Source organism: Anaerobacillus sp., assembly GCF_046314235.1.
GTDB lineage: Bacteria > Bacillota > Bacilli > Bacillales > Anaerobacillaceae > Anaerobacillus.
Window position 1 is genome coordinate 1 of record NZ_JBKBWN010000039.1, and the last position, 9,987, is coordinate 9,987.

The following is a 9,987-nucleotide window of genomic DNA, read 5'->3' on the forward strand; positions in this document are numbered from 1 at the left end:
TATAGGGGGAGTTAGCGGACTGAGATTACCAGTTATTAGGAGTTAGTGTCCTTATAGTTGTGGTTAGCGGACTGAGATTACCAGTTATTAGGAGTTAGTGTCCTTATCAGTGTGGTTAGTGGACTAGACTTCCCAGATACTAGGAAACTGTGTCCTTGAAATTCATATAGTTTACAATGTCATTCATATACCAAGGAATTATTCTTGTTTCAGCCAACAAAATCGTATAACCCTTCGATTAATAGAGGTTGTCATTGATAATAAAATAAATAAGTATGTGCGTTGGATTATAATGGTACAATAGTTGATAGACGCTTTGTCAAAAGTTTTTTATATGAAGGAGATTGGATAGTTTGAGTAATAACGAAATTAATACAGATCAAGATGTGAAAGTGAAATTTAACGAGTTAAAGAAATCGATCAATAGAACCTCTAATTGGAGAGAGCGATTGGATGCGGTAGAGGAGTTAGGGCAATTGCAGAGCAAAGAGGCGATTGAACTATTGAAGCATAGTATGGCAGGAGATTCTGTTTACAAAGTACAGGAAGCCGCTTACCGTAAACTTAAATCATTAGGTGAAGCAGTTACAATGCCAAAACATAAGCAAGGCGAACTGATCAAAGGAACGAACAAAATCCTCTTAAGAATTAAGAAGAGTTTACCTGCTGATCATTCGTATGAGGATTTTAAAGAAAAAGTTAAGAAAATGCGACTTGATTTATATGATGTCTATGAAGGCGATAAAGGCGCAGACTTTGATACATGGCTAGAGGAAACGTGGTCGACATTAACGACTAGGTAAAAAAATATAGTGGCCTCAATGATTGTTTCGTCAACTGTAGAAGAATTTAAATTAATTAAACGTTTTGGCAAGCCTTATATAGCCTAAACAATAGCATTAGAGTATAGTGCGACCAATTTCATAAACACCAAAAAAGGAGCAAAATCTGCTCCTTTTTTGCCTTTAAAAAACTAGCGCTTCCTCCAATCCACCAGATGTCTTCCAGCATTCAACCACTTACTTTCGATAAACACTGTGAAATCTTCTTCAGTAAAGTTCGCAAGGAATGTCACTTTTTCTTCTTCAGTTAAAAAGTTTGGGGCTTCAATTTCATAGGCATATCGTTTCCGTTCTTCTTTGTCACGTCCAACATAATGGGATGAAAATAACCATTCGAACGGAACTTCAAACCCGTTTAACCCTAAATAATCTCGTGTAGAACCTGATACTTGTACATAAATAGGCTCAGTATAAACTAATTGTTTGTTTTCAGAAAAACTATCATTTGAAAATTCTATCGTGACAAGAACTCGATATTGCACTGGCGTTTCACCTTCGTCGTATTGGTAGGCAGGAAATGCCTTGACCTTTACATTCTCGACCTTCGTGTCCATGAGAATGTCAGCAACACTACTTAAACTTTTGCTTTCGGCTATTTTTGCAACGCCTGCAAATACAATGAAAATGATTACACAAAGACTTGCTAATGGTAATAGATTTCTTTTACGCAGTCTCTTTAAGCGGAAACTTGATGTTGAACTAGCAAAAGAGATTGGGACAAGGAGCAGTGTGAATAAAAACAAAAATACCCCTAAATGATCATAATATTGATCTGGTACATACTTACGATGTATTCGCTCGAAATAAAAAAGTGGTAGTAAGAAAGTATATAGCAGCCATAAAAATACTGAAATACGAATCGACCAAGTTGCGACATTACTACTCTTCGCAAAATAAAACGGTAAATATAGTAAAATGATCAGGATCAAAAGCTGAAATAATAGATAACCATAAGTGGATATTTCATTAAAAGTAAATAATTTTCCATCCGAAAAAAAGGATAACACTCCAAAAAAAGCGAGATTAATTACTAAAAGAATGGCTACTAACAAAAAACTAGTTAAATAGCGTGACAAAATAAGAACATGGTGATGAACTGGAAGCTGGAGCACCCGTTCGTTGACCCGATTTAAGTCTTCGACGCGGCAAACGTGGGCAACCAACCCATAGCCAAAGAAGACCGTCAAAAATGCAGGAATGACCAGTAGTTCTACTACTTCTCCTGGATGTTGAAGGATAATATAAGATAAGAACGCCCAGACGATTCCTAAGGCTAGTAATACGAAAAACCAAACATTTTTCGTAGAGAGTAAATCGCGTTTAATTAGAGTGATCATTGTTCTACCCCCTTTACCTTTCCTGTGTCTCCTTCTTCTACAACGAAAAGGAAGAGGTCATCAAGAGTCGGCTTTTTAATAACTGCATACTCTGGTAAGTTCGTCACAGCTTCTGAACGAATAATCCCCTTTTTTTCAAGCCTTGTCGTAACAGAAGAGATGATGCCATTGATCCCTGAGATCGTTTCGTTCGGTGGTAGAGAAAAAACTTTGAACGCTTCCTTTAATGTTTCGACTTCGCCAAATAAAGGCGTAGTCCCATTTTTTATAAAAATAACATAATCACAAATAGACTCGATTTCCTTCGTATAATGTGTAGATATAACAACAGAGCGGTCGTCCTTTTCGATATATGCTTGTAGTAGGTCGAAAAATTGTTGCCTTGAAATACTGTCTAAACCATCTGTAGGTTCATCGAGTAAGACGAGGTTCGGTTCATGACCTAGCCCTAACAAAAGATTAAATTTCATTTTCATTCCTTTAGATAGTTGGTGAATTTGCATGCGCGGTAAAATTTGAAACACCCGCAGCCATTCTTCAATCCAAAGATCTGCCCAGTTTTTATGGAGTTTTGAGATGAAATTTAACGATTGCTTCACTGTAAAATCACTGTACATTTGCAGGTCGTTACTTATGTAGGTCATTTTAGTACGTATAAGAGGATCAAGGAAATCGATTTCGGAACCGTTGTAGGTGACGGATCCTTCATGGAAGGGAGAGAGTCCACTAATGCCCTTTAAAAAAGTTGTTTTGCCAGCGCCATTTCTGCCAATGAGTGCCGTGATCATTCCTCTGGGTATTTCAATATTAATCGGTCCTAATTCGAACCCTTTAAACTTCGTCATCCCATTACGGACTTCAATGATATTGTTCATTCCTGCTTTTCCCCCTTTTTAAGACAATCATTGAACACGTTCATCATTATTTCGTCAGAGAGATGCTGCTGACGACCAAATTGAATGAGCTCTTCTGTCTTTTTTTGAAATAGACTTAACTTTTGTTTGATTAATTCTCCATCAGGTTGAGGCTTAACAAAGCTGCCTTTTCCAGCTCGGGTAAAAATATAACCTTCATGCTCAAGATCTTGGTATGCCCGTTTCACAGTGATCACACTTGTTCGCAGTTCCTTTGCCAACCCTCGGATCGATGGGAGTTCTGCTCCTGGAATTAACGATCCATTCAGTATTTCGCGGATTAGTTGCTCCTTCACTTGGACATAAAGTGGCCGTGAATCCTCTTCATTTAAGTGAATCCACATACATGCATCACCTCAATTTCTTTCAACTGTATATACTGTTTATACACAGTATATTGCGAAAGGGAATAAATTGTCAATCATAACTTTAAAAACAATAGTATACTGGCGTCCAGTCAAATGGAGGAATTGCTACCTTATACATATAAAAGGGAGAAGTTATTAGGGGAAAGTAGGATGCGAGAGGATTTTGGTTTGTTTGGAACTTTTTTCAAAGAGTTTCGTATAAAAATTGGGGGACTTAATAAGCAGTTCCTAATTTCACAATTGTAATTTTTATGAAGAATAGATTGTTTTTATTTGGAAAAATTGGTAATGTGAAATTAAATAGTAGAGATAGAAACTGGAGGAAATGTCATGATCATCTTTTTATTAGTCATCTTAGCAATTATTAGTCTTGCTAACTATTCAGTAGGGGAAGGGCAAGCGAAAGGGTTAAAACTAATACTCAGTCTTACATTAGCTATTATTCTCTCATTGTTCATGGAATCGATGAAGGAAAACCTGTGGTTTACAGGAACACTGCAAGTTATCGTATATTTTGCATTACCTATTGTCTCATTTGCGAGCTTTCAAGTCCTTCTTTATCGTGATCACATTCGTGACTTGCAAGTCGAACCAAAAAAACAGCTAGTAAGAAATGTCATTTTAATAGTTTCTATTGTTTTACTTTGTGCTTTTGGATTTAAACAATTCACTGAGAATAAAGGGTATGATCGTTACTTATCGCACCAGTTATCCAATGATGTTTCTAGAGTGGGCCATAATCTAAACTATAATCAAAAAATCTATGATAAAGCGATTAACGAAAGAAAAATTTCAATTAATGAGGCTCAAATGATTATCGAAAATCACTATAACCTTATTTGGACATTGCAAAAATATGCTCAGCTAGGTCGGGAGCTTAACAAACTAGATGAAAATGTTACAGCGAAAACGGATGAAAATGCGTCTGTAATTGAATCGACCTTTACTAGATGGATGCAAGATCAAACCGCCTCTGCTACAAGTGATTATCAAAGTTTATCTCTGTTGACGGATATTTATAAAGATTTAGATATAGAAGCGGACTTTGTTGAGAGAATTGAAATTATTAATGAATTAAATAAACAGTGGTTAAAAGCCTTTGCCAAAAATGTAGAAGGTTTTGAAATTGTGGATGGTGAATTACTATTTGACGGTGAGTTGTACTGGAATACTTACAAAAAGAACGGTATATCTAATAAATTCTGGCGTGAACTGCTAAAAGATTTCGATGTCTATACTAAGGATTTCTTAGAAGAAAATGGGTACTATCAACGTAAATTGTCTTTTTAATAACGAGTTTCTAAGTGCGTCTACCATAAAAGGTGGGCGTTTTTCTTATTATTAAATGAATTCTAAGTGAATTGTTTTGAATTTACTTTTACTTTTAGGGTTGAGGTAAAATTCAAAATTGTCATTAAAAGAGATTGTAAAAATTAGCTTAATTTGAAATAATTGTTATTAGAATAGTAGTTAAGTAGATATACTGGAACCAGCGTCAATATGCATAGATCGAAAATCTCTTATGGACTATTGAAGTGATAAATAGGAGGATAACGATGGAGTCATTAAAGCCTATTAAAAGAAGTTCTATTCGCATTTATTTCGGGAAAAAGTATTATCGTTCTAAAAGATATCTAGAGTGGTTCACTGGGAAAAAGAAATTTGCTTTGAAGAAAAATGACAATCTATTACCGCATCAAATTTTTACTCACCGGACATTACTGCTTCGACAATTAAAAGATGTCGATATGTGGTTACAGCATAATAAAATTAAAAACCTTAAAATCGCGACAGCCAAACTTAATAAAGTGTTGATAAAACCAGGAGAAACGTTCTCTTATTGGCGTTTAATTGGTAATACAACGAAACGAAAAGGCTATGTTGATGGAATGATTCTCCATTATGGGAGGGTGCTGCAAGGTGTGGGTGGGGGCTTATGTCAATTGTCTAATTTAATCTATTGGATGACGTTACATTCTCCATTAACTGTTACGGAAAGATACCGACATAGTTATGACGTTTTTCCTGATTCTAATCGAAGTCAGCCATTTGGAAGTGGTGCGACTTGCGCTTATAACTATCTTGATTTGCAAATTAAAAATGAGACGAATAACACCTATCAGTTGGTTGTATATTTGACAGACACTCATTTAGTTGGAGAATGGCGTCAAGACGTGCCAGCTATCAGGACTTATGAAGTCTATCAACGCGATCATTGGATTACTCGTGAATATTGGGGTGGTTACGTAAGGCATAATCGAATTTTTCGTAAAATATATAATTTAGACAAACGAGAAATTAGCGATGAATTTATTACGGAAAATCATGCAATCATGATGTACGAGCCTTTACTACCAGAACAAACGGTGGCTGCAGAAAAATAGATCAAAAAACAAGGAGTGAATAAAATGACAAAACGAGGCGCTGGAGTAGCATTCATTGCAATAGCTGCATTTTTACTTGCTATGAAATACATAACTGCTGCTATTTTTGGTTCAGGAGTTTTAAGCTGGGACGCAGGTTTATTTAATGCCATGTTGCAATATGTAGGGAATACACTTAATACGTTTAGTTTTTTAGCATTGATTGTAGGAATTGCTTATCTAGCTTGGGGAGAATATGAAGAATTTGGAGCAAAGAAAAAGCGTTGATTAGGTGATAAAATAGCCATCTGCAAAATGTAGATGGCTATTTCATTAAAAGGAAAAAACGATTAAGTTAAATACTTTTCAAACATAACCATGTCTAAGGCTCTAATGCCATCTTCATAGATTGGCTCAGGATAATCTCTGAAAAAATCTTTTTTAATTTCAGTCATTCTAAAACCAACTTTTTGGTAAAATGCCAAATTACCTATACTTGAATTGGCTGTTCCAACGATTACCTTGCTATTCCCTTTTCTTTTGTATAACTCACACGCCTTCGTAATAACTAGTTTTCCTAATCCCTTTCCCCGGAAGTTAGGGGCTAGTGCAATATTTTTTAATTCAACTATCAGTTGTGAGTGGTAGTTGAAAATTACCACCCCAGCCATTTTGTTTTCATAATGAATAGAAAACATTTCTCCTTCGTTTATGTACTTATTTATTGCCACTTCACTCTCATCAGCTAAAAGAAGATATTCTAAGTACTGCTGTCTGTTTTCCTGGTGAACTACATCTAATTTTATTTGGTTTAAACTTGTCATAAGTACTCTCCTTTTGTGAAATTCCAGTAGATAAAGTTGCTAGTACCATTGTTAATTAGACCTTTCAATAATTTTTTCAAAGAAAGTTAAGGAAAGTTGTTCATGTACAGTGACTTCCTTGATTATTTGAAATCCGTTCTTTTTATAAAAATTAACTGCTGGAGTATTTTTAGAGCCCGTTGCTACTTTCATTGTTTTAACTTCACACATACTTTCTATAAGATTTAAAAGCAACTGTGCAATTCCTTTTCTAAAATGGTTGGGGTGCACGATTAACCTATGGATATCAACTTCATCATTGTTTATTTTAATAGAAATTACTCCGCATAGTTTCTCACGATCATAATAACCAAAGAAAGTTTCTCCACATTGTTGTAAAGTATTAACTGTATCCTTTAATGGTGGTATATCATAGCAACCAATAATTTCTGCCTCTACCATATAGGATAGTAACTGCATGTTTAAAACATCTTCAGCGTTTTTTCGATTACTAATATCAATTATTTTAATCAAAGTACCTCATCCTTCTATCAAGTTATAAATTCAAAACTGTTCAAAGCAATTCATCTTCACAAACCTGCATCGTAAATGTTGATGCCAATATCTCCATGTTATCAATGCTACCATAAATTAGAAAATTAATTCCTTTTTTATGAAGTAGTATTTGCATCAAATGTGAAATAACAACAACCGGTGTTAAGTTACATTTTACACTACTATTTTTTGAACAAATCGTTATACATGTATTTAGCGCATAATTTATATTGTTTGGATTATTTTAAATTTCACTTGGATATTTATGTTAAAATTAGTTGGAGATTGTGAAATGTTAGTTTACTTCAATAAGCAGGTCTTGATGAAATGTTTGAAGAACTATCTTTAACAAACTTAAAAGGTATAGTGGAAAATGCGATTAAAAAAATTTTAGTTTGGAACTTTCAGTCCTTGTTCTTCATATAGATAAAAACAACTTTTGGGAGGGTCAGTAAATGGATGAGAATAAGGATAAAAGAAGTATTTTTGAAAAAGATGATACTTCTGACAGAATGTACTATGGAAAAGGTGGATTTGGTTTATTCTTAGCTGCTATTGCTATTATTTATATTATTTATAATATTATTGTTAATTCATAATTCTTTCTTGGTTGAGCTAACGACAGCTTACTTCAAATCATTCTTTAAAACATTTGGTTTAATTTTATTGGTTATTCCTCTTTTTCTTATTTTAAGGGGCCATAACTATAAAGCTAAATAAACAAAATTTTTGAGAAGATGTACCTACAAAATCGGAGGCGCTAGTACATAGTAAGAGTTATTGAAAATTAATTTAATCGAGAAAGAAAGAGTATATGGGGCTGTTATAGATGGAACTCTTTGTCTCCAGGTAAAGGAAAACTTCTTACTATCAAGCCTGATCGAGTAGCGTTACTTGAACAGCAACGACGCTATTGTTAAAGCACGACGCGGTAAAGTTAAAAGTCAATTGATTATGAAGGAATTCATATCAAAAAAATGGGGGAGTAACAAGATGTTTGGAAAATTTAATTTTGACTTAATTTATCGTGAGCGAGATGATATCACTCCTCTAGTGGTAATGATGTGTGGTGTGGCTGGTTCTGGGAAAACTACATTCTCACAACAATTAGAAAAAGAAGGTTTTGTACGTCTTTCTATTGATGAAGAAATATGGGCTACTAATGGTCGATATGGGATTGATTTCCCAATGGAAAAGATTGAGGACTACAAGAAAGATGCGGAAAGAAAATTACGCAATTATTTAATAAAGTTAATTCAAGATAAACAACAGGTGGTAATTGACTTTAGTTTTTTTGGGCTCGTGTAAGAAGGAACGAATATAAACAACTTATTGAAAAGTCCGGCGGTAAATGGAAACTTATTTATTTAAAAGTCCATCCTGATGATTTGCGAGAAAGGATTAATCTACGGAACAAACGTTTTGATGCTAATGCGTTCCCTATTACAGAAGAGATTTTAACCGCCTACCTTAATGGTTTCGAAATACCAAAAGGTGAAGGAGAGATTGTAATCGAAAATTAGCCTATCAAATAAGAACCACTAATTAGGAGGGAATTATGGATATTCAGGTTGCAATTCTTGTAAGTGTCATAATAATGAGCTTAATTTCAGTCATTACATATTTTATTGGGAAAAGGGTATCTAGTAGGTTAATAAAATATATACCTGCTATTGCCACTGGTGTTGGAATGATTTTTTTCTTTATCAAAATAAATTTTATCCCTTATAAATCCCACGCATATGAAACAATTAATGACATCGTAGCTCTCATTTTACTTGCTATTATATTCACTATTTCCATTTTATCGTCAGTAATTATAGAGATTGCAAATAATCGAAAGAGTAATTTTCAGTAGGTATTCATAAGAGTGGGACAAGGAGTTGGCGAGGAATTGAACAAAATATACTTAAAATCCATTGATAAAAGCAACTGGGAAGAAGCAATTAAATTATCTGTAAAAGAAGAACAACGTACATTTATTGCCTCCAATCTTTATTCTATCGCAGAAGTTCAATTTTTAGATAACTTCTATGCAAAAGGTATATATATCGATATCAAGATGATAGGGTTTACAATGTTTGGTATAGACCCTGACGATTATAATTATTGGATTTATAGACTTATGATTGATAAAGAACACCAGAGAAAAGGTATAGGCGTAGAAGCTATTTATCTCATTATTGAAAAGATAAGAGGGATTAATGATAAAAATATTCCACTTATTATGATAGGTTATCATCCTGAAAATCTTTCGGCAAAATTTGCTTATAAAAAGGCTGGATTTATCGAAACAGAATTATCATCTTGGGGTGAACAATTAGCAAAGTTTATCTTGTAAAGTGTTTAATACTAAGGGAGGATTTTCTTCTATAAGGAGTAAATCCTTTTTTTTGAACTAAAGGAAGCTAATGTTGAATAAGAAATACTAAAAAACAACAAACTCACTTGCCGGTCCATACAACGATACTGGCAATAGAATAACCAACTAAGAGGGAGGATTGCATTCAAAGTGATTCTCTTTCTTAGTAGACTAGATACTGCGCAAAAAGTAATTAACCAACTACTCATAGATTTCAAGTAGTATAACAATTATCCCCCCCTTATTTGTTATTTTCTGGTATGATTTATTTATAAATATCTGTTAGTTTGTGAAATGTTTCACTTAAACTAACGAAGCAGTTTAGTTCAACAAGCGTGGTAAGATATATTTAGTAAAAACAGGACAGAAGGTGCTAAAATGGCTAAGTTAAAGTTACTAAAAAGTATAGGACATAACACTGTTCATAGCTATTTAAGTTTAAT

13 protein-coding genes are annotated in these 9,987 nt (G+C 34.0%); 8 read left to right on the plus strand and 5 right to left on the minus strand.

Annotated elements, in window-relative coordinates; translation table 11 throughout:
• Nucleotides 1–353: 353 nt before the first annotated feature.
• Nucleotides 354–803, plus strand: a complete 450-nt coding sequence (locus ACK4M9_RS22405; protein ID WP_409855002.1) for a HEAT repeat domain-containing protein — start codon at nt 354–356, stop codon at nt 801–803.
• A 170-nt stretch (nt 804–973) separates the two neighbouring features.
• Here the strand turns inward: ACK4M9_RS22405 and ACK4M9_RS22410 are convergent, their stop codons facing one another.
• Genes ACK4M9_RS22410 through ACK4M9_RS22420 form a run of 3 tightly spaced genes read right to left on the minus strand, consistent with a single transcriptional unit; the run spans nt 974 to nt 3,437 of the window.
• Complete coding sequence (locus ACK4M9_RS22410; RefSeq protein ID WP_409855003.1) at nt 974–2,179, minus strand: ABC-2 transporter permease; 1,206 nt, start codon at nt 2,177–2,179, stop codon at nt 974–976.
• Nucleotides 2,176–3,054, minus strand: coding sequence for an ABC transporter ATP-binding protein (locus tag ACK4M9_RS22415; protein ID WP_409855004.1), 879 nt, complete (start codon nt 3,052–3,054; stop codon nt 2,176–2,178). The genes ACK4M9_RS22410 and ACK4M9_RS22415 overlap by 4 nt, the downstream gene beginning before the upstream one ends.
• A complete protein-coding gene (locus tag ACK4M9_RS22420) occupies nt 3,051–3,437 on the minus strand; it encodes a GntR family transcriptional regulator (protein ID WP_409855005.1) in 387 nt (128 codons plus the stop codon). The genes ACK4M9_RS22415 and ACK4M9_RS22420 overlap by 4 nt, the downstream gene beginning before the upstream one ends.
• A gap of 354 nt (nt 3,438–3,791) precedes the next feature.
• On the opposite strand from ACK4M9_RS22420, the gene ACK4M9_RS22425 reads away from it, so the two are divergent.
• From ACK4M9_RS22425 to ACK4M9_RS22435, 3 genes are all read left to right on the plus strand, one after another.
• Nucleotides 3,792–4,751: a hypothetical protein gene (locus ACK4M9_RS22425; protein ID WP_409855006.1), complete on the plus strand. Its 960-nt coding sequence runs from the start codon at nt 3,792–3,794 to the stop codon at nt 4,749–4,751.
• 260 nt (nt 4,752–5,011) lie between these two features.
• A complete protein-coding gene (locus ACK4M9_RS22430) occupies nt 5,012–5,845 on the plus strand; it encodes a VanW family protein (RefSeq protein ID WP_409855013.1) in 834 nt (277 codons plus the stop codon).
• A gap of 24 nt (nt 5,846–5,869) precedes the next feature.
• A complete protein-coding gene (locus tag ACK4M9_RS22435) occupies nt 5,870–6,112 on the plus strand; it encodes a hypothetical protein (protein ID WP_409855007.1) in 243 nt (80 codons plus the stop codon).
• 62 nt (nt 6,113–6,174) lie between these two features.
• Here the strand turns inward: ACK4M9_RS22435 and ACK4M9_RS22440 are convergent, their stop codons facing one another.
• Together ACK4M9_RS22440 and ACK4M9_RS22445 are read right to left on the minus strand one after the other, a co-directional pair.
• Nucleotides 6,175–6,648: a GNAT family N-acetyltransferase gene (locus ACK4M9_RS22440; protein ID WP_409855008.1), complete on the minus strand. Its 474-nt coding sequence runs from the start codon at nt 6,646–6,648 to the stop codon at nt 6,175–6,177.
• Between the two features lie 51 nt (nt 6,649–6,699).
• Nucleotides 6,700–7,161 (minus strand): GNAT family N-acetyltransferase, encoded by a 462-nt coding sequence (locus tag ACK4M9_RS22445; protein ID WP_409855009.1) that lies wholly within the window; start codon nt 7,159–7,161, stop codon nt 6,700–6,702.
• Between the two features lie 476 nt (nt 7,162–7,637).
• Between ACK4M9_RS22445 and ACK4M9_RS22450 the strand changes: the two genes are divergently transcribed.
• From ACK4M9_RS22450 to ACK4M9_RS22465, 4 genes are all read left to right on the plus strand, one after another.
• Nucleotides 7,638–7,781: a hypothetical protein gene (locus tag ACK4M9_RS22450; protein ID WP_409855010.1), complete on the plus strand. Its 144-nt coding sequence runs from the start codon at nt 7,638–7,640 to the stop codon at nt 7,779–7,781.
• 394 nt (nt 7,782–8,175) lie between these two features.
• A complete protein-coding gene (locus ACK4M9_RS22455) occupies nt 8,176–8,490 on the plus strand; it encodes a P-loop nucleotide/nucleoside kinase family protein (protein WP_409855011.1) in 315 nt (104 codons plus the stop codon).
• Nucleotides 8,491–8,740: 250 nt separating this feature from the next.
• Nucleotides 8,741–9,040: a hypothetical protein gene (locus tag ACK4M9_RS22460; protein ID WP_409855012.1), complete on the plus strand. Its 300-nt coding sequence runs from the start codon at nt 8,741–8,743 to the stop codon at nt 9,038–9,040.
• Nucleotides 9,041–9,076: 36 nt separating this feature from the next.
• A complete protein-coding gene (locus ACK4M9_RS22465; protein WP_409855014.1) occupies nt 9,077–9,523 on the plus strand; it encodes a GNAT family N-acetyltransferase in 447 nt (148 codons plus the stop codon).
• Nucleotides 9,524–9,987 lie beyond the last annotated feature (464 nt).